This is a genomic window from Pseudomonas sp. GL_091 (genome assembly GCF_057837725.1).
In genome coordinates, this window is the sequence record NZ_CM174451.1 from 6827115 (window position 1) to 6853586 (window position 26472).

The 26472-nt window shown below is 60.4% G+C and carries 25 protein-coding genes; 8 read left to right on the forward strand and 17 right to left on the reverse strand.

The annotated features are described in order from the left end of the window. Positions 1-37: 37 nt before the first annotated feature. Positions 38-2317, reverse strand: coding sequence for a phosphoenolpyruvate--protein phosphotransferase (gene ptsP / locus AC3ITY_RS31165; RefSeq protein WP_489306697.1), 2280 nt, complete (start codon positions 2315-2317; stop codon positions 38-40). A 22-nt stretch (positions 2318-2339) separates the two neighbouring features. After that, complete coding sequence (locus AC3ITY_RS31170; RefSeq protein WP_003229203.1) at positions 2340-2819, reverse strand: RNA pyrophosphohydrolase; 480 nt, start codon at positions 2817-2819, stop codon at positions 2340-2342. 143 nt (positions 2820-2962) lie between these two features. Here AC3ITY_RS31170 and AC3ITY_RS31175 point away from each other — a divergent pair, with 143 nt between their 5' ends. Continuing rightward, on the forward strand, positions 2963-3619 hold the full coding sequence (locus tag AC3ITY_RS31175) for a histidinol-phosphatase (protein WP_489306699.1): 657 nt from the start codon (positions 2963-2965) through the stop codon (positions 3617-3619). Between the two features lie 117 nt (positions 3620-3736). Here the strand turns inward: AC3ITY_RS31175 and AC3ITY_RS31180 are convergent, their stop codons facing one another. After that, the gene (locus AC3ITY_RS31180) at positions 3737-4162 is read right to left on the reverse strand and encodes a DUF2269 domain-containing protein (RefSeq protein ID WP_489306700.1); all 426 of its coding nucleotides are present in this window, start codon (positions 4160-4162) and stop codon (positions 3737-3739) included. Between the two features lie 40 nt (positions 4163-4202). Continuing rightward, positions 4203-5717, reverse strand: a complete 1515-nt coding sequence (gene ilvA, locus AC3ITY_RS31185) for a threonine ammonia-lyase, biosynthetic (protein WP_223445192.1) — start codon at positions 5715-5717, stop codon at positions 4203-4205. Positions 5718-6023: 306 nt separating this feature from the next. On the opposite strand from ilvA, the gene rpiA reads away from it, so the two are divergent. Further along, positions 6024-6698 carry a ribose-5-phosphate isomerase RpiA gene (gene rpiA, locus AC3ITY_RS31190; protein ID WP_223456611.1) on the forward strand — a complete coding sequence of 225 codons (675 nt, stop codon included), beginning with the start codon at positions 6024-6026 and terminating at the stop codon, positions 6696-6698. A 147-nt stretch (positions 6699-6845) separates the two neighbouring features. Here the strand turns inward: rpiA and AC3ITY_RS31195 are convergent, their stop codons facing one another. From AC3ITY_RS31195 to AC3ITY_RS31210, 4 genes are all read right to left on the reverse strand, one after another. Beyond that, the gene (locus tag AC3ITY_RS31195; RefSeq protein WP_489306702.1) at positions 6846-7763 is read right to left on the reverse strand and encodes an SdiA-regulated domain-containing protein; all 918 of its coding nucleotides are present in this window, start codon (positions 7761-7763) and stop codon (positions 6846-6848) included. 118 nt (positions 7764-7881) lie between these two features. Then, positions 7882-8808, reverse strand: a complete 927-nt coding sequence (locus AC3ITY_RS31200; protein WP_489306703.1) for an SdiA-regulated domain-containing protein — start codon at positions 8806-8808, stop codon at positions 7882-7884. A gap of 257 nt (positions 8809-9065) precedes the next feature. Continuing rightward, positions 9066-9731, reverse strand: a complete 666-nt coding sequence (locus tag AC3ITY_RS31205; protein ID WP_489306704.1) for a fumarylacetoacetate hydrolase family protein — start codon at positions 9729-9731, stop codon at positions 9066-9068. Between the two features lie 38 nt (positions 9732-9769). Beyond that, entirely contained in the window at positions 9770-11164 is a 1395-nt protein-coding gene (locus tag AC3ITY_RS31210; protein ID WP_033052123.1) for an FAD-binding oxidoreductase, read from the reverse strand. 204 nt (positions 11165-11368) lie between these two features. Between AC3ITY_RS31210 and serA the strand changes: the two genes are divergently transcribed. Next, positions 11369-12598, forward strand: a complete 1230-nt coding sequence (gene serA, locus AC3ITY_RS31215; protein ID WP_223455887.1) for a phosphoglycerate dehydrogenase — start codon at positions 11369-11371, stop codon at positions 12596-12598. Positions 12599-12708: 110 nt separating this feature from the next. Here the strand turns inward: serA and AC3ITY_RS31220 are convergent, their stop codons facing one another. Beyond that, a complete protein-coding gene (locus AC3ITY_RS31220) occupies positions 12709-13131 on the reverse strand; it encodes a DUF4399 domain-containing protein (protein WP_489306705.1) in 423 nt (140 codons plus the stop codon). Positions 13132-13267: 136 nt separating this feature from the next. Between AC3ITY_RS31220 and AC3ITY_RS31225 the strand changes: the two genes are divergently transcribed. Continuing rightward, positions 13268-13852: a transporter substrate-binding domain-containing protein gene (locus tag AC3ITY_RS31225; RefSeq protein ID WP_489306707.1), complete on the forward strand. Its 585-nt coding sequence runs from the start codon at positions 13268-13270 to the stop codon at positions 13850-13852. A gap of 122 nt (positions 13853-13974) precedes the next feature. On the opposite strand, the gene AC3ITY_RS31230 is transcribed toward AC3ITY_RS31225, so the two are convergent. Both AC3ITY_RS31230 and AC3ITY_RS31235 read right to left on the reverse strand, forming a co-directional pair. Next, the gene (locus AC3ITY_RS31230) at positions 13975-14460 is read right to left on the reverse strand and encodes a 2-thiouracil desulfurase family protein (RefSeq protein ID WP_489306708.1); all 486 of its coding nucleotides are present in this window, start codon (positions 14458-14460) and stop codon (positions 13975-13977) included. A gap of 2 nt (positions 14461-14462) precedes the next feature. After that, positions 14463-15095 (reverse strand): 2OG-Fe(II) oxygenase, encoded by a 633-nt coding sequence (locus tag AC3ITY_RS31235; RefSeq protein WP_489306710.1) that lies wholly within the window; start codon positions 15093-15095, stop codon positions 14463-14465. A gap of 108 nt (positions 15096-15203) precedes the next feature. Here AC3ITY_RS31235 and AC3ITY_RS31240 point away from each other — a divergent pair, with 108 nt between their 5' ends. Next, positions 15204-15956 (forward strand): DUF2059 domain-containing protein, encoded by a 753-nt coding sequence (locus AC3ITY_RS31240; RefSeq protein WP_489306712.1) that lies wholly within the window; start codon positions 15204-15206, stop codon positions 15954-15956. A 97-nt stretch (positions 15957-16053) separates the two neighbouring features. On the opposite strand, the gene bipL is transcribed toward AC3ITY_RS31240, so the two are convergent. Further along, positions 16054-17001, reverse strand: coding sequence for a phospholipase BipL (gene bipL, locus AC3ITY_RS31245; protein WP_489306713.1), 948 nt, complete (start codon positions 16999-17001; stop codon positions 16054-16056). Positions 17002-17097: 96 nt separating this feature from the next. Between bipL and AC3ITY_RS31250 the strand changes: the two genes are divergently transcribed. Both AC3ITY_RS31250 and AC3ITY_RS31255 read left to right on the forward strand, forming a co-directional pair. After that, positions 17098-17679 (forward strand): DUF6436 domain-containing protein, encoded by a 582-nt coding sequence (locus AC3ITY_RS31250; protein ID WP_489306714.1) that lies wholly within the window; start codon positions 17098-17100, stop codon positions 17677-17679. Between the two features lie 103 nt (positions 17680-17782). Further along, complete coding sequence (locus AC3ITY_RS31255) at positions 17783-20182, forward strand: penicillin acylase family protein (RefSeq protein ID WP_489306715.1); 2400 nt, start codon at positions 17783-17785, stop codon at positions 20180-20182. A gap of 74 nt (positions 20183-20256) precedes the next feature. Here AC3ITY_RS31255 and AC3ITY_RS31260 read toward each other — a convergent pair whose 3' ends face one another. Continuing rightward, entirely contained in the window at positions 20257-21222 is a 966-nt protein-coding gene (locus tag AC3ITY_RS31260; protein ID WP_489306716.1) for a GlxA family transcriptional regulator, read from the reverse strand. A gap of 291 nt (positions 21223-21513) precedes the next feature. On the opposite strand from AC3ITY_RS31260, the gene AC3ITY_RS31265 reads away from it, so the two are divergent. Then, on the forward strand, positions 21514-22155 hold the full coding sequence (locus AC3ITY_RS31265) for an HD domain-containing protein (RefSeq protein WP_489306717.1): 642 nt from the start codon (positions 21514-21516) through the stop codon (positions 22153-22155). A gap of 54 nt (positions 22156-22209) precedes the next feature. Here AC3ITY_RS31265 and AC3ITY_RS31270 read toward each other — a convergent pair whose 3' ends face one another. From AC3ITY_RS31270 to AC3ITY_RS31285, 4 genes are all read right to left on the reverse strand, one after another. Then, on the reverse strand, positions 22210-23100 hold the full coding sequence (locus AC3ITY_RS31270) for an ABC transporter permease subunit (protein ID WP_489306718.1): 891 nt from the start codon (positions 23098-23100) through the stop codon (positions 22210-22212). After that, on the reverse strand, positions 23097-24017 hold the full coding sequence (locus tag AC3ITY_RS31275) for an ABC transporter permease subunit (RefSeq protein WP_489306719.1): 921 nt from the start codon (positions 24015-24017) through the stop codon (positions 23097-23099). Before AC3ITY_RS31275 ends, AC3ITY_RS31270 begins: the two co-directional genes overlap by 4 nt. Next, the gene (locus AC3ITY_RS31280; protein WP_347909647.1) at positions 24014-25156 is read right to left on the reverse strand and encodes an ABC transporter ATP-binding protein; all 1143 of its coding nucleotides are present in this window, start codon (positions 25154-25156) and stop codon (positions 24014-24016) included. The genes AC3ITY_RS31275 and AC3ITY_RS31280 overlap by 4 nt, the downstream gene beginning before the upstream one ends. A gap of 73 nt (positions 25157-25229) precedes the next feature. After that, positions 25230-26327 carry a polyamine ABC transporter substrate-binding protein gene (locus AC3ITY_RS31285; RefSeq protein WP_489306721.1) on the reverse strand — a complete coding sequence of 366 codons (1098 nt, stop codon included), beginning with the start codon at positions 26325-26327 and terminating at the stop codon, positions 25230-25232. Positions 26328-26472 lie beyond the last annotated feature (145 nt).

Consider the following 26472-nt stretch of genomic DNA (forward strand, 5'->3'; position numbering starts at 1 on the left):
TTGCCCGGACTGACGCCATCGCGGGCGCGCCGCAGATCTAGTGAGGCTTGATCGCTGCCGGATTGATCATCCGCGCCAACCCGAGATTCTTCAGCGCCAATTGCAACGAGCTATGAATCACTTGCGGGTTGTCGATGGTCATCAGCTCAGCCAGCAATTCCTTGGCCTTGCTCAGGTTGATCTGACGCAGCATCCACTTCACTTTCGGCAGGTTGGTGGCGTTCATCGACAAGCTGTCAAAACCCATCGCCATCAACAGCACGGCCGCCGCCGGATCACCGGCCATTTCACCGCAGATACTCACTGGTTTGCCTTCGGCGTGGGCATCACGCACCACGTTCTGCAGCGCCTGAAGCACTGCCGGGTGCAGGTAATCGTAGAGGTCGGCGACCCGCGGGTTGTTGCGGTCCACAGCCAACAGGTACTGGGTCAGGTCGTTGGAACCGACCGACAGGAAGTCCACTTGCCGCGCCAGTTCCTTGGTCTGATACACCGCCGCCGGAATCTCGATCATCACGCCAACCGGCGGCATCGGCACGTCGGTGCCTTCGTCGCGCACTTCGCCCCAGGCGCGGTGAATCAGGTGCAGGGCTTCTTCGAGCTCATGGGTGCCGGAAATCATCGGCAGCAGGATGCGCAGGTTGTTCAGGCCTTCGCTGGCCTTGAGCATGGCGCGGGTCTGCACCAGGAAGATTTCCGGGTGGTCGAGGGTGACGCGAATGCCGCGCCAGCCGAGGAACGGGTTGTCTTCCTTGATCGGGAAGTACGACAGCGCCTTGTCACCGCCGATATCCAGGCTGCGCATGGTCACCGGTTGCGGGTGGAACGCAGCCAGTTGCTCGCGGTAGATCGCCAGTTGTTCCTTTTCGCTCGGGAAACGCTGGTTGATCATGAACGGCACTTCGGTGCGGTACAGGCCCACGCCTTCGGCACCGCGCTTCTGCGCGCGCGCCACATCCGCCAGCAGGCCGGTGTTGACCCACAGCGGCATGCGGTGGCCATCGACCGTCACGCACGGCAGATCGCGCAGCGCATCCAGCCCGAGGGCCAGTTGTTTCTCTTCCTCGACCACTTCGGCGAACTGCTTGCGCAGCACGTCACTCGGGTTGGTGTAGACCTCGCCGTGGTAGCCGTCGACGATCATCTGGATGCCGTCGACCTTGGAGTACGGCAGGTCGACCAGGCCCATCACCGTCGGGATGCCCATGGCACGCGCCAGGATCGCGACGTGGGAGTTACCGGAGCCGAGCACCGATACCAGGCCGACCAGCTTGCCTTCCGGCACCTCGCCGAGCATCGCCGGCGTCAGTTCTTCGCTGACCAGAATGGTGTTGTCGGGGTAGACCAGGGTTTGCTGGCGTTCTTCCTGCAAATAAGCCAGCAAGCGACGGCCGAGATCCTTGACGTCCGAGGCACGCTCACGCAGGTAAGCGTCGTCCATCAATTCGAAACGATTGACGTGATCGGTGACCACCTGGCGCAACGCGCCCTGGGCCCACTGGCCGGTCTTGATCACGGTGGTGACTTCGCTGCCCAGCGCGGCATCGTCGAGCATCATCAGGTAGACGTCGAACAAGGCCCGCTCTTCCGGGCGCAGCTGGGTGGCAAGCTTGGCGGACAACGCACGCATGTCGGCGCGCACGCCTTCGATGGCGGTCTTGAACAGTTTGAGCTCGGCGTCGATGTCATTGATGGCCTTGTCCGGCACCACGTCCAGATCAGCCGGGGGCAGCATGACCACCGCCGTACCGACTGCCGCACCCGGCGAACCCGGCACGCCGATGAACTTGGCTTCCTGGATACCTTTGCCCTGACGACCGAGGCCGCGGATCGAACCGGTGGCCTCGGCGTGGGCGATAACGCCGGCGAGCTGCGCGCTCATGGTCACGAGGAAGGCTTCTTCACCTTCATCGAACTGGCGGCGTTCTTTTTGCTGAATGACCAACACGCCGACGACGCGACGGTGGTGGATGATCGGCGCCCCGAGGAACGAAGCGAAACGCTCTTCACCGGTTTCGGCGAAGTAGCGGTAGCGCGGGTGGTCCGCGGCGTTTTCGAGGTTCAGGGGTTCTTCACGCGTGCCGACCAGACCCACCAGACCTTCGTTGGGGGCCATGCTGACCTTGCCGATCGAGCGCTTATTCAAGCCCTCGGTGGCCATCAGCACGAACCGGTTGGTCTCCGGATCAAGCAGGTAGACCGAGCAGACCTGGCTGCCCATGGCCTCTTTGACGCGCAACACAATAATCCCCAACGCCGCCTTGAGATCCTTGGCGGAGTTAACTTCCTGGACGATCTTGCGCAGCGTATTGAGCATGGCTCGGGGTCGAACTCCGTCGTCAGTCGCGCGCTAAAAGGCGCGGGGCAAGCTCTTTGAGAGCGCGTCGATACACCTCGCGCTTGAATGTCACCACCTGGCCCAACGGATACCAATAGCTGACCCAGCGCCAGCCATCGAATTCCGGTTTACCGGTCAAATCCATCCGCACCCGCTGCTCGTTGGAGATCAGGCGCAGGAGAAACCATTTCTGTTTCTGGCCGATGCACAGCGGTTGGCTGTGGGTACGTACCAGACGTTGCGGCAAACGATAGCGCAACCAGCCCCGGGTGCAGGCGAGAATTTCAACATCTTCGCGCTCCAGGCCCACTTCTTCGTTCAGCTCGCGGTACAAGGCGTCTTCCGGCGTCTCTTCGGGGTTGATTCCACCCTGCGGAAACTGCCAGGCATCTTGATTGATTCGGCGAGCCCATAGCACCTGGCCGGCGTCATTCGTCAGAATGATCCCGACATTGGGGCGAAAACCATCGGGGTCGATCACGGCAACAACCTCGCAAACGCATGTCGCCGCATTGTTCCACAAAGGTTGTTAAGGCGGCAACGAAGGTTCCTACCTTATGTGCACTCTTGTGAAAAGACCGTATTCTTGTCGCCTTTTTACTGACTTTTCAGCGGGTAACTGTAATGCGCCTGGCTTTATTCGATTTGGACAACACCCTTCTGGGCGGTGACAGCGATCACGCTTGGGGCGATTACCTGTGCGAGCGCGGCTTTCTCGACGCCGTCGCCTACAAGGCTCGCAACGATGCGTTCTACCAGGATTATCTGGCCGGCAAACTGGATAACGCCGCCTACCTGAACTTCTGCCTGGAAGTCCTCGGCCGCACCGAAATGGCCACGCTGGATCAGTGGCACAGCGATTACATGCGCGACTGCATCGAACCGATCCTGCTGCCCAAGGCCATCGAATTGCTGGCCAAGCACCGAGCGGCCGGCGACAAACTGGTCATCATCACCGCCACCAATCGCTTCGTCACCGGGCCGATTGCCGAGCGCCTGGGCGTCGAAACCCTGATCGCCACCGAATGCGAAATGATCGACGGCCGCTACACCGGGCGCAGCACCGACGTGCCGTGCTTCCGCGAGGGCAAGGTGACGCGCTTGAATCGCTGGCTGGAAGAAACCGGGTTTACGCTGGAAGACAGCTACTTCTATAGCGACTCGATGAATGATTTTCCGTTGCTGGAGCAGGTGACCCATCCGGTGGCGGTTGATCCTGACCCGAATCTGCGGGCCGAGGCCGAGAAGCGGGGTTGGCCGGTAATCAGTCTGCGCGGCTGATCACCGAACTGTAGGAGCGAGCTTGCTCGCGAAAAACTCAAGGACGCCGCGGGGAGTCAGGCGCCCTGCGTTTTCGTTAACGACCATCGCGAGCAATCGAGCGTCGACCGGCTGCTCCTACACTGGCTTGGCCCCCATCAACCCGGCAATGGCGACAAAACAGACAAAACTGAACAACGCCAAGGCAAAGGTGAATTTCCCCACACCACCCGGCGCCTTGCGCAGCTTGTTCAGCCGCACCAGCAACCAGAACCACGTCAGCGCCGCCACGGTGTACAGCACGCTGGAGGCCAGCAGCCAGGTCTGCCCCAGCGGCCAGCCCACCAGGCGCACCATCCACCAGCCAGTAAATGGCATGCTCAGCAGCGCCAGGCCCATCAGCAGCCAGACAAACACCCTTGGCCGCTGCAAGGTGCGACTACCCGCCGTCGTGTCACCCTTGCGCCGCGCAAGCAAAACCCAGACTCCCAGCCCCAGCGCACAAGCCAGCAGTACAACCGTTGCCACCATGTGCGCCGCTTTCAGGGCAGTTAACGTTTCCATTGTCAGATTTCCTTATTGCCTTGCCCGTCAGCGTAGCCGTTCAGCCAAGAAACAGCTGATAGGCCGGGTTGTCGCTTTCGTCCCAGTACGGGTAACCGATTTCTTCCAGCGCCGCCGGCACCAGGTGGCGCTCGTCGTGGGGCACTTGCAGGCCCGCGACGACCCGACCATCGGCCGCGCCATGGTTGCGGTAATGGAACATCGAGATGTTCCAGCGCCCGCCGAGCTTGTTGAGGAAGTTGAACAGCGCGCCCGGACGTTCCGGGAATTCGAAACGCAGGATCACTTCATCGACCACATGCGCCGCACGCCCGCCCACCATGTGGCGGATGTGCAGCTTGGCCAGTTCGTTGTCGGTCAGGTCCAGCACCGGGAAGCCCTGCTCGCTCAGGCTGGCGATCAACGCGCTGCGCGGGTCGTTTTCGGGGTGGGTCTGCACGCCGACAAAGATGTGCGCTTCGCTGCCGGTGTTGTAGCGGTAGTTGAATTCGGTGATCTGGCGCTTGCCGATGGCCTCGCAGAACGCCTTGAAGCTGCCCGGCTTCTCGGGAATGGTCACGGCGATGATCGCTTCGCGGCCCTCGCCCAGTTCCGCACGCTCGGCGACGTGGCGCAGGCGGTCGAAGTTGACGTTGGCCCCGGAGTCGATGGCCACGAAGGTCTGGCCGCTGACGCCGCGTTGCTCGACATATTTCTTGATCCCTGCCACACCCAAGGCGCCGGCAGGTTCGGTGATCGAGCGGGTATCGTCGTAGATATCCTTGATCGCCGCGCAGATTTCATCGGTGCTGACGGTGATCACTTCATCGACGTAATCTTTGCAGATGTCGAAGGTGTGCTGACCGATCTGGGCCACAGCAACACCGTCGGCGAAGAGGCCCACGGTCGGCAATACCACACGCTCGCCCGCCGCCATGGCGGCTTGCAGGCAATTGGAGTCGTCCGGCTCAACGCCGATGACCTTGATGTCCGGGCGCAGGTATTTCACGTACGCCGCGATGCCGGCGATCAGGCCGCCGCCACCGACCGGGACGAAAATCGCATCCAGTGGCTGTGGGTGCTGGCGCAAAATCTCCATCGCCACGGTGCCCTGCCCGGCAATGGTGTGGGGGTCGTCGTACGGGTGAATGTAGACGTAGCCTTTTTCGTCGACCAGTTTCAGCGAGTAAGCCAGGGCTTCCGGGAACGAATCGCCGTGCAGCACCACTTTGCCGCCACGGGAGCGCACGCCTTCGACCTTGATCTCCGGGGTGGTCTTGGGCATGACGATGGTCGCTTTCACGCCCAACACCTTTGCCGCCAGGGCCAGCCCCTGGGCATGGTTGCCCGCCGACGCGGTAACTACACCGCGAGCGCGTTCTTCGTCGCTCAACTGGGTCAACTTGTTGTAGGCGCCGCGAATCTTGAACGAGAACACCGGCTGCAAGTCTTCGCGCTTGAGCCAAATGCTGTTGCCCAGCCGCTCGGAGAGCTGGCGGGCAGTCTGCAGCGGGGTTTCTACGGCAACGTCATAAACGCGCGAGGTGAGGATCTTTTTGACGTACTGTTCAAGCATCGGAAAGCATCACTGAGCGGGTTGGGCGGGACCAAGGAGTCTAACCCGGCTTCCAGCCACACGACCACACTAAACCGATGGTTTTATGGCGCCGACAGAGATCACCACCTGTAGGAGCGAGCCCGCTCGCGAAAAACCCAAAGGCAGCGCTGGGTATCTGGTTTTGCGCGTTATCGTTCACGACCATCGCGAGCAAGCTCGCTCCTACAGGGAACGGTCACGAACCGCCAATCGGGCAATGACCTTCCCCGCCCCGAAGCCTATAATGCCGGCCTTTCGTCCCCTCCTCGGCACCTCGGAGCCCGCATGAACCAGGATCAACTCAAACAGGCAGTGGCTCAGGCCGCCGTCGACTTCATCCTTCCGAAACTCGACGACAAGAGCATCGTCGGGGTCGGCACCGGCTCCACCGCCAACTGCTTCATCGACGCCCTGGCCCGGCACAAGGGTGCATTCGATGGCGCCGTCGCCAGTTCCGAAGCCACCGCCGCGCGCCTCAAGGGCCACGGGATTCCGGTGTATGAACTGAACACCGTCAGCGACCTGGAGTTCTACGTCGACGGCGCCGATGAAAGCGACGAACACCTGAACCTGATCAAGGGCGGCGGCGCTGCCCTGACCCGCGAAAAGATTGTCGCGGCCGTGGCCAAGACCTTCATCTGCATCGCCGATGCCAGCAAGCTGGTGCCGGTCCTCGGCACTTTCCCGCTGCCGGTGGAAGTGATCCCGATGGCCCGCAGCCACGTGGCCCGTGAACTGGTGAAGCTCGGCGGCGACCCGGTTTACCGCGAAGGCGTGCTGACCGACAACGGCAATATCATCCTCGACGTGTTCAACATGCAGATCACCAATCCGGTGGAACTGGAAACACAGATCAATGCGATCGTCGGCGTGGTCACCAACGGTTTGTTCGCGGCGCGCCCGGCGGATTTGCTGCTGCTGGGTACGAGCGAAGGTGTAAAAACCCTGCGCGCCGAGTAACCAAGACCGCCCACATTTTTGTGGGCAGATGAAAAAACCTGTGGGAGCGGGCTTGCTCGCGAAAGCGGTCTGTCAGTTGATATCTCTGTCGACTGACACGACCCCTTCGCGAGCAAGCCCGCTCCCACAATCGTTTTGGGGTGTTAGTTAGAGTTGTGCCGGTTTCTTGAACACGTAGAACAGATTCGGCTCGCTGACGATATACAGCGTACCGTCGTCATCCATGGCGATCCCCTCCGCTTGCGGCACGGTTTTTTGCAGGCCCTGGCGCCCCTTGCTCAATGACATTGTGCTCAACGGCCGCCCATCCACATCCAGTTCCAGAATCAATCGAGACTCATCCGACAGCGCCAGCAAATGCCCGCTGCGCTCGTCGTATTGCAGACTCGACAGATCCCGCACAAACATCCCGGCATCACGCTTCGGGTCGTTGATCACGTGCACCGAGTAGGATTCTTCAGGATTGAAGCGCGGAAAACCGTGCACCTCGTAGATCAGCATCGGGTCGCGCTCCTTGGCCACGAACAGGCGCTTGCCCACCGAATCGTAAGCCAACCCCTCGAAGCCCTTGTTGCTGCCCATGTGTACGCCAACGGTCATCTGTTCGGCGTCTGCCGCATCGACGAAGGTGGTGTCCTGCTCCAGATGAATCTTGATCAGCCGCTGCTGGCTTTCATCGGCAACCACATAGGTGTCCGCACTGATGAACTCCACCGCCTCCGGATCGCCGAAACCGACCAGCGCCACACGACGCAAGATCCTGCCGTCGAGGGACAACTCGATCAACTCGCTTCGCTTATTGGTAACGGTGAACAGGCTTTTGCGCACCGGGTCGTAGGTCAATGCTGAAATGTTGTCAGCCTGATCATCGATCACCTGCGCTTCGGTCACGACCTGGTATTGGTCCAGTCCCATGGACCGGGAACTCACCGGCTGCCACAGCGTATGCAGATTGAACCAGGCGCGCTCGAACAGGCGCTGGTATTGGGCGATCGCCATCAACGCGATCAGTGAGACCACCGACAGGATCAGAATCAGGGATTTGACGCGGGCAAATCTACGCATTCGGGTGGGCTCAGGGTCAATACAGGCGGATGAAATATCACGCCTGTCTGAACTGGAGCTTAATGGCCACTGGCCCGATCCTACAACTGAGCACAGGCAATCCCGTAAATCGTAAACGTCAGTGCTGTTTTTCGAAGCGATAAAACAGGTTCGGCTCACTCACCATGTACAGCGTGCCCGCTTCATCCATGGTCACGCCTTCGGCACGGGGAATGGTATTTTTCAGGCCGTTGAAGCCACGCAGCAGGGTGATGAAACTGACCTGCTCACCCTTCTTGTCCAGCTCCAGCAACAGGTGCGAGTCGGCGGACAGCACCAGCATGTGGCCGGTCCGTGGGTCGATGGCCAGTGCCGACAGGTTGCGCATGTCCAGTGCATGACTGGCCAGCTTCAGCTTGTCGCCGGTAAGGACCTTGCCATCACCTTTCCAGGCAAACAATGCTGGCGGGCGCTCTTCGCCCAGCAGCAACTGCTGATTGCGCGGATCCCAGGTGACGCCTTCGAACGCCTTGTTCTGGTCCTTGGAAGGCCCGAGGTCGTATGTCGGGAAATCGGTGATGTGCAGTTCGCGGGTGTCGGCATCGACCTTGACGATGGCGATCAGGTGGTCGCGCTCATCGACAATAGCCAGTCGGCCGTCGCCCAGCACGGTGACGCCTTCAGGGTTGCTCCAGCCGACCAACGGCATTTTGCGCAGCACATCGCCTTGCAAGTTCAATTCGACCAGGAACGGGTTCTTGCCCATGACCGAAAACAGGGTCTTGGTCTGGGGGTCGTACGACAGGTCCGACGCTTCATCCTGCTCCATGCCCGGCAACAGCTTGGCATCGATCACCGCCCGATAGTCCGGAAGCCAGATGCTCGCCTGGCGCTCGGCCGGGCTTTTGAATTGCTCTTTCACCCAGAGCACGCCCCGCGCATCCCAATGCATGGCAAACGCAACACCGTAGGCGACAACGGCCACCAGCAGAAGCCAGGTGTGCCAACGCAAGGCGAAGCGCGAGCGGCGGGCAGGTTTAAACGTGGAAAGCGGAGGAGTGGCCATTGGGGAATGCGTTCCAGAAATTCAGGCTAGGGGTAATAGCACAGTTTGGGGCCGGCTCAGAGGCCGAATACCCTGAAATTATCCAGACTGGATGTGAAAAAAGCGGGAAATGACAGGGTTAGCCTTTTACAGACCACGGAAAAACCAATGTGGGAGCGAGCCTGCTCGCGATTGGGGCGTGTCAGCCAACAAAGATATTGAATGACACACCGCTATCGCGAGCAGGCTCGCTCCCACAGGGTACAGCGGTGTTACAACTAGCGAACGCTGCTGGTGAAACTGCTGGCGCCCGGCAACTCCAGAACGATCTCGTCACCGACATTCAGCGGACCAACGCCCACTGGCGTGCCGGTGAGGATCACGTCCCCGGCCTGCAGCGAGAAGCAACCGGCCATATGCTGGATCATCGGCACGATCGGGTTGAGCATTGCGCTGCTGTTGCCGTCCTGGCGCACTTCACCGTTGATGGTCAGGCGGATGCCGATGTCGGTCAGGTCGGCAAACGAGCTGCCGGACACGAACGGAGCAATCACTGCCGCACCGTCGAAGGACTTGGCGATTTCCCAAGGCAAACCCTTGGATTTCAGCTCGGCCTGCTTGTCGCGCAGGGTCAGGTCCAGGGCTGGAGCGAAACCGGAGATCGCGTCGAGTACTTCTTCACGGCTCGGTTTGGTCGACAACGGCTTGCCGATCAACACCGCGATTTCCGCCTCGTAATGCACCGAACCGCGCTCGGTCGGAATGCTGAAACCACCTTCCAGCGGCACCACGCAACTGCCCGGCTTGATGAACAGCAGTGGCTCGGTCGGCACCGGGTTATCCAGTTCCTTGGCGTGTTCGGCGTAGTTACGGCCGATGCACACCACTTTCCCCAGCGGGAAGTGAATGCGCGTACCGTCGACATACTGGTGCTGATAGCTCATTACCGACTCCTGCTTCGTTGGCTCTTATAGTTCGAAAATCAAACAGCGAAAATCTTGCCCGGGTTCATGATGCCGTTCGGGTCGAACACCGCCTTGACCGCTTTCATGTACTCGATCTCGACCGGTGAACGGCTGTAGGTCAGGTAGTCACGCTTGGTCATGCCCACGCCGTGCTCGGCAGAAATCGAACCGTTGTACTTCTCGACGGTTTCGAACACCCACTTGTTGACAGTGGCGCACTTGGCGAAGAACTCATCCTTGCTCAGGTTATCCGGCTTGAGGATGTTCAAGTGCAGGTTGCCGTCGCCGATGTGGCCGAACCAGACGATTTCGAAGTCCGGGTAGTGTTCGCCGACGATCGCGTCGATTTCCTTCAGGAACGCCGGGACTTTCGATACGGTGACCGAGATGTCGTTCTTGTACGGCGTCCAGTGGGAAATGGTTTCGGAAATGTATTCGCGCAGCTTCCACAGGTTCTGCAGCTGGGTTTCGCTCTGGCTCATCACACCGTCCAGAACCCAGCCCTGCTCGACGCAGTGCTCGAAGGTTTCCAGGGCGTGGTTGGCCACTTCTTCAGTGGTCGCTTCGAATTCCAGCAGCGCGTAGAACGGGCAATCGGATTCGAACGGCGCCGGTACATCGCCGCGAGCCATGACTTTGGCCAGGGCTTTGTCGGAGAAAAATTCGAAGGCGGTCAGGTCAAGCTTGCTCTGGAAGGCGTGCAGCACCGGCATGATCGAGTCGAAATCGGCGGTGCCGAGAACCATCGCGGTGAGGTTTTTCGGCGCACGATCCAGGCGCATGGTCGCCTCGACCACGAACCCGAGGGTGCCTTCGGCGCCGATGAACAGCTGACGCATGTCGTAGCCGGTGGCGTTCTTGATCAGGTCGCGGTTCAGTTCCAGCACGTCGCCCTTGCCAGTGACGACTTTCATGCCGGCCACCCAGTTACGGGTCATGCCGTAGCGAATCACCTTGATTCCGCCGGCATTGGTGCCGATATTGCCGCCAATCTGGCTCGAGCCTGCCGAAGCGAAGTCCACCGGGTAATACAGGCCTTTTTCTTCGGCGACGTTCTGCAGGTGCTCGGTGACTACGCCCGGCTGACAAACAGCCGTGCGGTCAGTGAGGTTCACGTCGAGGATCTGGTTCATGTAGTCGAACGACACGACCACCTCGCCATTGGCCGCCACGGCAGCGGCGGACAACCCGGTACGACCGCCGGACGGTACCAGCGCCACCTTGTGCTTGTTGGCCCACAGGACAATGGCCTGGACCTGCTCGGTGGTCTTGGGGAACACGATGGCGGTCGGGGCCGGGGCGAAATGCTTGGTCCAATCCTTTCCGTAAGCATTCAGGGAGTCGGCATCGGTCAGCACCTTGCCAGGCTCAACCAGGGTCTTCAGCTCTTCAATCAGGGCAGGATTGGTCATCGACAGAACTCTCGAACAATTCATGGTCATCCTGAGAACGCTTCACGTCGCAGGAATGAGTGTTTAGCGGGGTGCATATGCTAGCATAACGACCCCGCAGGATAGTGCCCAAGGGCTATTCTGCGGCGACGGCTTTCCTGCCGCTCGGGTCAGCGTCTGTTGACCATTTCCTGCCATTTTTCTCCGGGATACAGGTTTACGCAGATGAGCAAGACTTCTCTCGATAAGAGCAAGATCAAGTTCCTTCTTCTCGAAGGCGTCCACCAATCGGCTGTCGACGTCCTCAAGGCGGCGGGCTACACCAGCATCGAGTACCTCACTGGTTCTCTGCCGGAAGCCCAGCTCAAGGAAAAGATCGCTGATGCTCACTTCATCGGCATTCGCTCCCGCACTCAACTGACCGAAGAGATCTTCGATCACGCGAAGAAGCTCGTGGCTGTAGGGTGTTTCTGCATCGGTACCAACCAGGTCGACCTGAGTGCTGCCCGCGAGCGCGGCATCGCCGTATTCAACGCGCCGTACTCCAACACCCGTTCCGTAGCGGAACTGGTGCTGGCCGAAGCGATCCTGCTGCTGCGCGGCATCCCTGAGAAGAACGCTTCCTGCCACCGTGGTGGCTGGATCAAGAGCGCGGCCAACTCCTTCGAGATCCGCGGCAAGAAGCTGGGCATCGTCGGTTACGGCTCGATCGGTACTCAACTGTCGGTCCTGGCTGAAGGTCTGGGCATGCAGGTGTACTTCTACGACACCATCACCAAACTGCCATTGGGTAACGCTACTCAGGTAGGCAACCTGCACGAGCTGCTGGCGATGTCCGACATCGTTTCGCTGCACGTACCGGAAACCGCCGCCACCCAGTGGATGATGGGCGAGAAGGAAATCCGCGCCATCAAGAAAGGCGGCATCCTGATCAACGCCGCCCGCGGCACCGTGGTCGAACTGGACGCCCTGGCGGACGCGATAAAGGACAAACACCTGATCGGCGCGGCCATCGACGTATTCCCGGTGGAGCCACGCTCCAACGACGAAGAGTTCGAAAGCCCGCTGCGTGGCCTGGACAACGTGATCCTGACCCCGCACATCGGTGGCTCTACCGCTGAAGCCCAGGCCAACATCGGTCTGGAAGTGGCGGAAAAACTGGTCAAGTACAGCGACAACGGTACTTCGGTATCGTCCGTGAACTTCCCGGAAGTGGCCCTGCCGGCTCACCCTGGCAAGCACCGCCTGCTGCACATCCACGAGAACATCCCGGGTGTGATGAGCGAGATCAACAAGGTCTTCGCCGAAAACGGCATCAACATCTCCGGTCAGTTCCTGCAGACCAACGAGAAGGTCGGCTACGTGGTGATCGACGTCGACGCCGAGTACTCGGACCTGGCGCAAGAGAAGCTGCAACACGTCAACGGCACCATCCGTAGTCGTGTGTTGTTCTAAAAGCAGCTACAAGCTTCAAGCGGCAAGTTGAGTTCGCTTTTGCTTTGACTTGAGGCTTATAGCTTGAAGCTTGCAACTGTAAAAAAGGGAGCCCCTGGGGGCTCCCTTTTTTATTTGACATTGACGGTGATCTTCTCGGAAACGATCGGCGGATCGAACGGTATGTGGTTGCTATCGCCCAGTTCAAGCTGCAAGGTGTGTTTGCCCGGGGTGAGCGTTATTTCAGCCTGAGTCTGCGCACCGCCGAAATGCAGGTGGTTGGCATCCTTGGGGATCGGCGCACCGGCGGCTGGCAGCTCATCGACGTCGATCAGCACATGGTGATGACCGGTGTTCTTGGTGGTATCGCCCGCCGGTGCCAGGGCAATGTTCTCGACCGCGAACTTGACGACGACTGTCTGTGGAATCGTCGCACCGTCCGCGGGAGAAACAATGGACACTTCGGCGCCTTTCGGCGCCGGCGTTGCACTGGCCAGCACCGAAACACCCATCAACAGGCCAGCCAAAGCAGCACGTGACATAAAGGTTTTCATTCTCTTCTCCAGTTTTTCCGTAAAATTCGCGTGGCCATGACAACTTCATGGCCATTCGTTGTCGAAGGCACTCGACAACCATAGCAAAGCGAGCCTGAATCAGAGGGTCCGCGATAATAAATTCAAAGGAGTGACCATGCGCTTTCTGCCTGGCCTGATCTGCCTGCTACCCCTTTTGAGCCCTTTGGCTCATGCCGAACTGATTGATGACGTCAACGACCGGGGCGAATTGCGCATTGCCGTTGAAGCCAACACCCCCCCATTCAATTTCAAGGATGACGACAAGCTCACCGGCTTCGAAGTCGAGCTGGGCCAACTGCTGGCAAGTGAACTCGATGTCCGGGCCGACTTTGTCGTCACCGACGGCAGCGATCTGCTGACCGGTGTCGAAAGCGGCAAATACGACATCGCCATCAACCACATAGCAGTGACCCAGGATCTCCAGGATCGTTTCGACTTCAGCGAACCTTACGTTCAAACCCATGCGCAATTGATCGCGCAGAAAGAAGAGCCGCGCTCCATTCTGCTGGTGCAGTCGCTGACAGAAGAGAAGCCCAAAACCAACCCGGCCGTAAGCCTGGCGATTCCGTTTCAGAAGGGCAATCCGGCGTTCCATGCCAGCCTGGAAAACGCCTTGCAGCGGATCAAGGATGACGGGCGACTGCAAGCGCTGGAGCAGAAGTGGTTGGGGGCGGATGCGGGCGAAGTGCCGAAGCCTTGAAGATGATTGAGATCCATTGTGGGAGCGGGCTTGCTCGCGAAGACGGTGTGTCAGGCAAGATTAATATCGACTGACCCGGCGCATTCGCGAGCAAGCCCGCTCCCACAGGGGGTTTGTGTTGGTCAGTCCTGCGCAGCCAATGCCTGAGCCGCTTCAGCCAGCTCCAGCTCACTGAACACCTGCACCCCGTGGCGCTTGAGTAGCGCCGCTGTCACGCCCTCGCCACTGACCTTCACGCCGCTGAACGTCCCGTCATAGGTCAGCAGATTGCCGCAGGACGGGCTGTTGGCCTTGAGGACGGCGATGCGGATGCCATGCTTTTGCACCAGCTCCAGTGCCTGATACGCCCCCGACAGAAACTGCGCACTGACGTCCTCGCCCTCGGCGGTGATCACCAACGCCTGGCCGTCGAGGACTTGCGCGCCCTGCCCGCCAGGGATTTCCGCTGCCGCCCGTGGCGTTGGCAAACCACCGGCCACCTCCGGGCATAGCGGCACGACCCGACCGTCATCCAGCCACTGCTGAAGTTGATCGAACGGCCCGCTGGCCCCGCCGTCGTAACGGACGCGGTGGCCCAACAGGCAGCGGCTGACGAGAATTTTCTGCATGATCAGAACGGCTCGTTGCTGCGCCGACGGAACCAGCCGGTCAGCGACAGGCGATCGCGGGTTGCGGGCAGGACTTCGTGGGGAACCTCACCGGAGAGAAACACCACCAGGCAGCCGCCGATAGGTTGCACGTCGTGGACGCGATCATTGTCGAGGTACATGCGCAGCTGGCCACCGTGTTCGGGAAGCCAGGCGTCATTGAGGTAAACCACCGCCGAAACCATGCGCCGGTCGTCATCGCGAAAGCGGTCGACGTGCTTCAGGTAGAACGCACCGGGCGGGTACATCGCAAAATGGCTTTCGAAATCCTCCAGGCCGAGAAACAAACCGCGATTGATCGCCTCGCGCAGGCTGTCCATCAAACTCAGGTAGCTGTCGCAAGCCTCGGCCTGGCCGGAGTCGATCCACTGGATATGGTCGCCACGAATCCCTTCGCGGATCTCCGATGACGGCCCACGGCCCACGGCGGCCGGAGCCAGCTCACCCTCGGCAGCACGTTTGCGACACTCGCCCGCCAGCGCTCGGGTCAGATCCAGAGGCAGGAAAATATTCTGCTGCGACCAGCCATGCTCGGCCAGGTCATCGACGATTCGTAACAGCAGCGGGTGATCAGAGGATATTTGCATGCCGCGCATAGTATTCCTGTGTCCGAAAATCCGACAGAGCCGCGCAGCGGGTTGATACGAATTCTCGACAAGCAGGGATGCCGCACGGAGAATAGTCGCCTGCTGACTGGAGTCCCTATGCGCCGTTTGCTTTTATCATTGCTGATGTTCTGCGTTTTGCCCGCTTGGGCAGACGGCCACGACCAGTTGTACAAGGTCGCCGGCTGGCCGGAACAACGCGCGCATTTCAACGACGCCCTCTCGGCCGCTCAGCAACGCTACCAGGGCAGCCTGCCTCCGGCGGTGTTTCAGGCACTGGTCAATAACAGCAATCAGCGTTTTTCCGCCCGAGCCGTGGACCAGCGCGCCGAAGCACAGTTGCGCAAGAACCTCTCCGACCCCAAACCCGCGCTGACGTTTTTCCAGTCGCCCCTGGGCAAGAAAATTATCGCCGCCGAGCTGCTGGCGACCCGACGCGACCAACTGGCGAAAAACGCCAAGGGCCTGCCGAAGATGCAGGCCAGCGACAGCCGCATGCTGATCATCGGCCATTTGGCACAAGCCCTGCCCGCACGCGAGGCCGGCGCGGAAGTCAGCCTGGCGATTGCTGGCGTCGCCGCCGATAGCTTGAGTTCAATGATCCCGGGGTTGCTCGGTGCTGGTCAGGCCCAGGGCATGCTCAACGGCCAGCGCCAGCGCCTGATGGACCAGATCGGCAGCGACCTGAATAACACGCTGCTGTATGTCTATCGCGACCTGTCGGACAACGAGCTGGAAGAGTTCGCGACCTTTGCTGAATCTTCGGAAGGCCAGGCTTATTATCAGGCGGCGCTGGCGGCGATTCGGGCGGGGTTGGCGGTGGGGCAGAGCAATTCGAACCTGACCCAGTGATCTTCAGCGACTGATAGGCCGCTATCGCGAGCAGGCTCGCTCCCACATTAGATCTGCGTACACCAACCCCCTGCTCGCGATGGGGCCGGAACAGACGCTAAGGATTCCGGCCCTTGATCCGCTTGGTCAAGAACCCGAAATACTCCTGCCGCATCACCAGCGTCTCATTCGCCAGATGATGCCGTGCCTCGGGCAGCATCAGCACCTGCGGCCGATCAAACTTGCCCCGCAACACTTCCAGGTTGTGCTCCCAATCCACTGTCATGTCGGCCTGCCCCTGCACGATCAGCGGCCGGCGGGTACTCATGGGGGCGGCCTCGATGCGTTTGATCCAGCGCGCCAATGCACCCACCCAGGCTGTCGGCAGGCGAAGCGGCTGTAGCGGATCGGCCTGCAGGAACGGCAGAAAGTCCGGGTCGTTGGAGTTCTCGCTGAAACGCCGGGCGATGGCTTTGACGAAAGGCTTGAGTACGTAATAACTCAGTTGCGACCAACCCCACGCCCGCGGCCGCACCAGCGGCGACAGCAGAATCACCTGGCCCTGGGCCGGGCTGTTCGCCCCCGCATTCAACACATGATCGATCACGATCGCCCCGCCGGTACTCTGCCCGCACAGGTGCCACGGCTGCGGCAAGTCGAGGGATTGCGCCTCGCTGAACAAGCCTTGCAACGCATCCTGATACTCGGCGAAATCCTTGATGCTCGCCCGTTCGCCACTGGACAAGCCATGCCCCGGCAGGTCGCAGGCAATCACCGCAAAGCCCTGGTCCAGCGCCCATTCGATCACATGCCGGTAGAGCCCGGTGTGGTCGTAGAAACCGTGGATGACAAACAACGTCGCCTTCGCCCGCTCAGGCCACCAGAACTGGCTGACCAACTCATAACCATCGACCTCGAACCGCCCAAGGCCACTGCGCACCTGACGCGGCGCAAAATCCAGCCCGTAGAATCGCTGGTAAGCCTGCGCCTGCGCCGACAACGGCTGCCCGGCCGCCAGTGGCAGCAGGCTTGCGCGCAGAAGATCAGGGTCGAAAGTGGCCGGCATGGACGATTCCAGAACGTGAAACGGACTTTATAGGCCTGCGATATTCTTCTGTCGCGGCAAGCATGGCAAGCTAGCCGACCTTCGAGGATTGATCCGATGCGCTCGCCCCTTCGCGCCACCCTGTTTGCCAGTCTGCTCGCCGCGGTGTGTGCCGGCGTGCTGTGGGCGGCATACGACTGGTTCCAAGGGCGCTACCTGCGGGCGTTCAGCGAGCACACCGCGATGTTTTCCGGCGATCCGCTGCGCCTTCCCGAATCCCTCGCCGGCCCTGGCACCATCCGCCTGGTGCATTTCTGGGACCCGGCCTGCCCGTGCAATGTCGGCAATCAACAACACCTGACCGAACTGGTCGAGCGCTACGTTCCCCATGGCGTGGAATTCTATGTCGTGCAGAAACCCGGTAGCCACGGCCAATTGCCGGGCACCTTGAGCAGCCTGAAAACCATCGACATCCTGCCCGGCTCCGAACAGATCCCCGCCAGCCCGGCCGTGGCGATCTGGGATCGCAGCGGCAAACTGGCGTACTTCGGCCCCTACAGCGAAGGCCTGACCTGCAACTCGAGCAACAGCTTTATCGAACCGATCCTGCAAGCGCTGGATGAAGGCCGTGCGGTGAGTGCCACGCACACACTGGCCGTGGGGTGTTATTGCCCGTGGCCTGTCGATCCAGCGAAGTAGGCAAAGATCCGCCAATACGAATCCCTCCTACGGGCGATGCGCCATATCGGCGCGCCGTGTTACACAGTGGCACCAGGAATCACAATAACAACAAGGAGTCGCAATGAAACGCAGCTTGACCGCTCTCGTGCTGTTGATCGTCGTGCTGGCCGCCGGGGCCGGCGGATACCTCTACAGCAAGCAGCCGTCACGCCAGGGCATGATGGAACTGCAACACCTGCAAGGCTCCGTCAGCGTGCGCTACGACGAGCGCGGCGTCCCGCACATCCGCGCCGACAACGAAACCGACCTGTACCGCGCCCTCGGCTACGTGCATGCCCAGGACCGCCTGTTCCAGATGGAAGTCCTGCGTCGCTTGGCCCGTGGCGAACTGGCTGAAGTGCTCGGGCCGAAACTGCTCGATACCGACAAACTGATGCGCAGCCTGCGCATTCGCGAACGCGCCGAAACTTACTTCGCGAACCTCGACAAGCAGTCGCCCTCCTTCATCGCCATGCAAGCCTATCTGGACGGCATCAACCAGTATCAGGACAGCCACGCAAAACCCGTGGAGTTCGATGTGCTGGGCATTCCAAAACGCCCGTTCACCGCCCAGGACACCATCAGCATCGCCGGTTACATGGCCTACAGCTTTGCCGCGGCATTTCGTACCGAACCCTTGCTGACATTCGTTCGCGATCAACTGGGGCCTGAATACCTGAACATCTTCGATCTCGACTGGCAGCCCAAGGGCGTACTCAACGGGACCGGCACCACCTTGGCCAGCGCCGACTGGAAAGACCTCAACGCTCTCGCCCGCCTGAGCGAACAAGCCCTGGCTGACAACGGCCTGCCACAGTTCGAGGGCAGCAACGCCTGGGTCATCGCGGGCACCCGGACCCAAAGCGGCAAGCCGCTGCTGGCGGGTGATCCGCATATCCGTTTTTCCGCGCCGTCGGTGTGGTACGAAGCGCAACTTTCGGCACCGGGCTTCGAACTCTACGGCCACTATCAGGCCCTGATGCCGTTTGCCTCCCTGGGCATGAACAGCAACTTCGGCTGGAGCATCACCATGTTCCAGAACGACGACCTCGACCTGATCGCCGAAAAGGTCAACCCGGACAGCCCCAACCAGGTCTGGTATCGCGGCAAGTGGGTGGACATGACGACCAGCGAGCAGCAGATCGCGGTCAAGGGCCAGGCGCCAGTCACCCTGGTATTGCGTCAATCGCCCCACGGTCCGATCGTCAACGATGCCTTGGGCAGCGGCGCCGGCAAAACGCCGATTGCCATGTGGTGGGCGTTTCTCGAAAGCCAGAACCCGATCCTGGAGGGTTTCTACCAGCTCAATCGCGCCGACACCCTGGCCAAGGCCCGCAGTGCCGCGGCAAAAATCCAGGCTCCGGGCCTGAACGTTGTCTGGGCCAATGCCAAGGGTGACATAGGCTGGTGGGCTGCGGCGCAATTGCCTAAACGCCCGGCGGGTGTACGCCCGTGGTTCATTCTCGACGGCAGCACCGCCGAGGCGGACAAGGATGGCTTCTACCCGTTCACGGCCAACCCCCAGGAAGAAAACCCGGCGCGGGGCTACATCGTCTCGGCCAACTTCCAGCCGGTGTCGCCGACCGGCATGGAGATTCCCGGCTACTACAACCTTGCCGATCGTGGCCAGCAACTCAATCGCCAGCTCAGCGACAAAGCCGTCAAATGGGACCTGGAGAACAGCCAGAAGCTACAACTGGGCACCACCACCGCCTACGGCCCGCGCCTGTTGGCACCGCTGTTGCCAGTGTTGCGCGAAGTGGTGAGCGATCCCGCCGAACTCAAACTGCTGGAGCAACTGGCCCAGTGGCAAGGCGATTATCCGCTCGACTCGACCAGCGCTACGCTGTTCAACCAGTTCCTGTTCAACCTGGCTGACGCGACGATGCACGATGAGCTGGGTAACGACCTCTTCGAAACGCTGCTCTCGACCCGGGTGATCGACGTCGCGCTACCCCGCCTGGCCGCCACTGCCGATTCACCGTGGTGGGACAACCGCAACACCCAGGGCAAGGAAACCCGCGCCGATACGGTGAAGGCCGCCTGGCAAGCCAGTCTCGCGCACCTCAAGAGCACCCTCGGTGCAGACTCCTCGCAATGGCAGTGGGGCAGCGCGCACACATTGACCCATGGGCATCCGCTGGGGCAGCAAAAGCCGCTGGACCTGTTCTTCAATGTCGGCCCCTTCGCCGCACCCGGCAGCCATGAAGTGCCGAACAACCTCTCGGCGAAGATCGGCCCTGCTCCGTGGCCTGTCACCTACGGCCCTTCGACCCGGCGCCTGATCGACTTCGCCGACCCGGCCCACAGCCTGACCGTCAATCCGGTCGGCCAGAGCGGCGTGCTGCTCGACAGTCACTATGATGATCAGGCCGAGGCCTACATCGAGGGGATGTACTTCCAGGCGCATCTCAATGACGAGGAAGTCACGGCCAATACCCGCAGCACCTTGAAGCTGTTGCCGGCGCGGGCTGTGCCATAGATTTTTACTGGCTGGACCGGCCCCATCGCGAGCAAGCTCGCGAATAGGCCCTCACAGGCAACAAAAATGTCAGCTCAAACCATCGCCGCAAAATTCAACCTGAACTGCTGCGGCGTCACCCCCAATCTACGATTGAACACACTGCGCATGTGCTGGGCATCGCGAAACCCGCATTGATAGGCCACTGTCTTGAGCGGCGCGCGGGTGCTTTCCAGCAGCGTCCTCGCGGCATCGACCCGTGCGCGCTCGACGAACTCGGCCGGGGTGATTTTCGCTTCCCTGGCAAACACCCGGGAGAAGTTCCGCGCGCTCATGTTGGCGGCATTGGCCAGGTCGGCAATGGTCAGGTCGCCCGTCAGGTTGGCCAACACGTAGTGCTGGACCATCGCCACCGCCGAATCCGGTTCGGCGTGGGGCGTGAGGAACGGGCTGAACTGCGATTGCCCGCCCGAGCGCTGGGTGAACACCACCAGGCGCTTGGCGACATTCAGCGCCACTTCCGGCCCGTGATCCCGGCCCAATAGATACAACGACAAATCGATCCCCGCTGTGACCCCGGCCGAGGTGAACAGCTCGCCGTCCTCAACATACAGTCGATCCGCCTCCACCCGGGACGAGGGGTACAACGCCGCCAGATCCGATGCGTCCTGCCAATGCGTGGTGACCGTACGCCCCTCCAGCAACCCCGCCCGAGCGAGAATAAACGCTCCATTGCAGATCGAGCCGAAGCGCTTGGCCCGCGCACAGGCATCGCGCATCCAGCCATCGAATGCCATGCCGAAATCCATGAACGGCAACTGCGGCCCGCCAGCCACCAGCAACAAGTCGTACCGTTCCAGCGCTTCGCTGAAATGCCGATGGGCATTGAGCGCCAAACCGTTGGAGCAGGCCATCATCCCGCGCTCGACGCCAATCACCTCCAGACGATAGTGATCCTGCGGGGCAAGGAAGCGATTGGCCTCGGAAAACACATCCATGGGGCCGGTGACGTCCAGTGACTGGACGCCGGCGAACACCACGATGGCAACGGTTTTACTCATAGTTCAAAACGCCTCTGATGGCATTGAATTGCAATGCATACCTGTAGGAGCGAGCTTGCTCGCGATGGACGTCAACGATGACGGGGGCTGCCTGGATGTACGCGGCGCCCTCACGTGCATCGCGAGCAAGCTCGCTCCTACAGGGTCTGCATGCACCCTAGCCAATCCACCCCCAACAAGCGAGGTTGGCGCGATATGCACGCTCATTGGCCGGGATCGCAGCCATGGATTGATTGTCCGGCATCGGGGGCCGGAACAGACTGAAACCCTCATCACGACGAGGAAAACTCCATGAGCACCACCATCGCCGGCATCAAGATCCCCGACAGCGCATTGGCCAAGGCCACCACCGAATACATCCGCGACATCGAATCGGACCTGCTCTACCACCACTCGCGCCGGGTTTTCCTGTTCGGTGCACTGAGCGGTGAGCGCAAGCAACTGGCCTACAACCCCGAACTGTTATACGTCGGCGCGATGTTCCATGACCTGGGCCTGGTGCAAGGTCATCGCAGTGATAACGAGCGCTTCGAAGTCGATGGTGCCAACGCGGCAGCGGCGTTCCTCAAGCCTTACGGATTGAGCGATGACGACATTGAACAGGTCTGGCTATCGATTGCCCTGCACACCACGCCGGGCGTGCCTCAGCACTTGCGACCCACCGTGGCGTTGGTCACGGCTGGCGTCGAGATGGACGTGCTGGGCATGGACTACGCGGCATTTTCCAGCGTGCAGCGCGAAGCGGTGGTGCATGCGCATCCACGGGGCGAGGGATTCAAGGAGTGCATCATCTGCGCGTTTGCCGACGGCTTGCGCCATCGTCCGCAGACCACATTCGGTAATGTGAAGACCGATGTGCTGGCGGATCAGGAGCCGGGGTTCAAGCCGATGAATTTCGTCGAGGTCATTCGCAATTCGCCTTGGGTTGCCTAATAAACCTGTGGGAGCCAGGTAGGCCATAAAACTGTGGCCTACCCGATTTCAGGCTCAAGCCGCTTCCGGTGCCTGTGCGCGACGCACGTCCGGCTGTTTCCACGAGTCGGCTGCCGCTTCTTCGATCGCCTGCTGGATCGCACGACGACGGCTTTCTTCGGCGCGACGGCTGAAGAACCAGACCAGGAAAGTCACGATGGACACCGCCAGCAGGATCAGGCTGGCCACGGCGTTGATCTCGGGCTTAACGCCCAGACGCACCGCCGAGAACACTTCCATCGGTAGGGTCGTGGAACCCGGGCCCGAGACGAAGCTCGCCAGCACCAGGTCATCCAGTGACAGGGCGAACGACATCATGCCGCCCGCCGCCAGCGATGGCGCAATCATCGGGATGGTGATCAGGAAGAACACCTTCCACGGCCGTGCACCGAGGTCCATGGCCGCCTCTTCGATGGACAGGTCCAGCTCGCGCAAGCGCGCCGAGACCACCACCGCCACATAGGCCGCACAGAACGTGGTGTGGGCGATCCAGATGGTGACGATGCCGCGTTCCTGCGGCCAGCCGATCATCTGCGCCATGGCCACGAACAGCAGCAACAGCGACAGACCGGTGATCACCTCAGGCATGACCAGCGGCGCGGTGACCAGGCCACCGAACAGGGTGCGTCCCTTGAAGCGCGTAATGCGCGTCAGGACAAACGCCGCCAATGTACCCAGTGCCACCGCGGCCACCGCCGTGTAGCAGGCGATTTCCAGCGAACGCACCACCGAGCCCATCAGCTGGGTGTTGTCGAGCAGGCCGACGTACCACTTGATCGACCAACCACCCCACACCGTTACCAGTTTGGAGGCGTTGAACGAGTAGATCACCAGGATCAGCATCGGCAGGTAGATGAACAACAGACCCAGTACCAGCATCAGGCTGGAGAAACGGAAGCGCTTCATTCTTTACCCTCCATTTCCTTGGCCTGACTGCGGTTGAACAGGATGATCGGCACAATCAGGATCGCCAGCATCACTACCGCCAGGGCAGACGCCACCGGCCAGTCACGGTTGTTGAAGAACTCTTGCCAGAGCACTTTACCGATCATCAGGGTTTCCGGACCGCCGAGCAGTTCCGGGATCACGAACTCGCCCACTACCGGGATGAACACCAGCATTGCGCCTGCGATAATGCCGTTTTTCGACAGCGGCACGGTGATTTTCCAGAAGCTGTTGAAGGTGCTCGAACCCAGGTCCGACGCAGCTTCCAGCAGGCTATGGTCGTGCTTCACCAGGTTGGCGTACAGCGGCAGGATCATGAACGGCAGGTAGGAATAAACCACGCCGATGTACACCGCCAGGTTGGTGTTGAGGATCTGCAGCGGCTCGTCGATCCAGCCCATGCTCATCAGGAAACCATTGAGCAGGCCGTTGTTGCTGAGGATGCCCATCCACGCGTAAACGCGGATCAGGATCGCGGTCCAGGTCGGCATCATGATCAGCAGCACCAGCACCGTTTGCATCTCCTTGCGGGCAACGGAGATGCCGTAGGCCATCGGGTAGCCGATCAGCAGGCAGAGGATGGTGCTGAAAAGCGCCATCTTCAACGAGCCGAGGTAAGCGGCGATGTACAGCTCGTCACCGGCCAGCATCGCGTAGTTGCCCAGGTTAAGCAGCAGCTGCAGCTTCTGTTCGGCGTAGCTGTAAATTTCGGTGTACGGCGGAATGGCCACGTCCGCTTCGGCAAAGCTGATCTTCAGTACGATGAAGAACGGCAGCATGAAGAACAGGAACAGCCAGATGAAGGGAACCCCGATGACCATCTGACGGCCACCGGGAATTATTCGATTGAGTCGACGTTTGAATTTGCGCATGTTCATGAGCGAAGCACCACGCCGCTGTCGTCTTCCCAGTACACATAGACCTGATCACCCCAGGTCGGACGCTGCCCGCGACGCTCGGCGTTGGCCACGAACGACTGCACCAGCTTGCCGCTTGGCAGTTCGACGTAGAACACCGAGTGCCCGCCCAGGTAAGCGATGTCGTGGACCTTACCGCTGGACCAGTTGTACTGGCAGGTCGGCATGTCGGCGGTGACCAGCAGTTTTTCCGGACGGATCGCGTAGGTGACCGATTTGTCCTGCACCGAAGTGCTGATGCCGTGGCCGACGTAGATCTGGCGGTCCAGGTCCTTGCAGGTAATGGTCGCGTGGCCTTCGGCGTCGTCGATCACTTCGCCTTCAAAGATGTTGACGTTACCGATGAATTCGCAGACCAGGCGGCTGGTCGGGGTTTCGTAGATGTCGATCGGGCTGCCGATCTGGGCGATCCAGCCCAGGTGCATGATCGCGATGCGCTCGGCCATGGTCATGGCCTCTTCCTGGTCGTGGGTCACCATGACGCAGGTTACGCCGACGCGCTCGATGATCTCCACCAGCTCCAGCTGCATTTGCGAACGCAGCTTCTTGTCCAGTGCGCCCATCGGTTCGTCGAGCAGCAAAAGCTTCGGTCGCTTGGCCAGGGAACGGGCCAGGGCCACGCGCTGACGCTGGCCACCGGACAACTGATGCGGCTTGCGCTTGGCGTACTGGCTCATCTGTACCAGCTTTAGCATGTCGGCCACGCGGGCGTCGACTTCAGCGGCCGGGATCTTGTCCTGCTTGAGGCCGAAGGCAATGTTCTGCGCCACGGTCATGTGCGGGAACAAGGCGTAGGACTGAAACATCATGTTGATCGGCCGTTCGTAGGGCGGCATGTCAGTGATGTCTACGCCATCGAGGAAAATCCGTCCCTCCGTGGGCCGTTCGAAACCGGCGAGCATGCGCAGCAAGGTGGATTTGCCCGATCCCGAACCGCCGAGCAGGGCGAAAATCTCGCCTTTCTTGATTTCCAGGGACACGTCGTCCACGGCAATCGTCTCGTCGAACTTCTTCGTGACCCGGTCGATTTTGACCAGCACCTGTTTAGGTGACTGGTCGCCCTCGAGGGCTTTCTTATAGGCGCCGGAGGCAACTGCCATTTACGAAACTCCCAGAAAAAAAGAGTGCAGTTCGCTCAAGGTGAGCCAACCTTGGATAGTTTGAGCCTTGAAGCTATTTGCCCGACTTGACCTTGGTCCAGCTGCGGGTCATCAAACGTTGAATATTCGGTGGTAACTCGACCGACACGTAGGTCTTGTCGAGCACCTCTTGCGGTGGATAAACCGCTTCGTCGGTGCGAATGGACTGTTCCATCAGTTTGTCCGACCCCGGGTTAGGGTTGGCGTAGCCGACGTAATCACTGACCTGGGCAATCACCTCAGGCTTCAGTAAATAGTTGATGAAGGCGTGGGCCTGCTTGACGTTGGCCGAGTCCTTCGGAATCGCCAGCATGTCGAACCACAGCGCGCCGCCCTCTTTCGGGATCGAGTAGGCGATGTTCACGCCTTTCTTCGCTTCCGCCGCGCGGTTGCGGGCCTGGAACATATCGCCGGAAAAACCGATGGCGACGCAGATGTCGCCGTTGGCCAGATCGGCGATGTACTTGGAGGAATGGAAGTAGGTCACGTAAGGCCGTACCGCCAACAACTTGGCTTCGGCCTTTTTGTAATCTTCAGGGTTGGTGCTGTTGGCATTCAGGCCCATGTAGTTGAGCACTGTCGGCATCATTTCATCGGCGGAGTCGAGGAACGCGACGCCGCAGCTGTGCAGTTTCTTGATGTTTTCCGGTTCGAACACCACATCCCAGGAATCGATCTTGTCGAGGCCCAGCACAGCCTTGACCTTGTCGACGTTGTAACCGATGCCGTTTGTGCCCCACAGGTACGGCACGGCGTACAGGTTGCCCGGATCGTTCTGTTCCAGGCGCTTGAGCAGCACCGGGTCGAGGTTCGAATAGTTCGGCAGCTGCGACTTGTCGAGTTTCTGGAACGCCCCGGCCTTGATCTGTTTGCCGAGGAAGTGGTTCGACGGCACGACCACGTCGTAGCCGGTACGCCCGGCGAGCAACTTGCCTTCCAGGGTTTCGTTGGAATCGAAGACGTCATAAACCGGCTTGATACCGGTCTCTTTCTGAAAATCGGCCAGGGTGGTCTCGCCGATGTAGTCCGACCAGTTATAAATATGCACGGTGCCGGCGGCCTGGACACTGACAGCAATCGTCAGCCCGGCGCCGACCAGCATGGCATTGCGCAAGAAAGAAAAAATAGGCAAGTGGAGGTCCTCTGAAATTAGTTGGGCCCAAGTTGCCCCGCGCTACATGACAACCGAGGTTGCCCGGCAACAAAACCGGCGCGCAACTTACCCTCGAAAAACCGTTCCAGCAAAACTTTTATGCAGTTACACCTGTGGGAGCGAG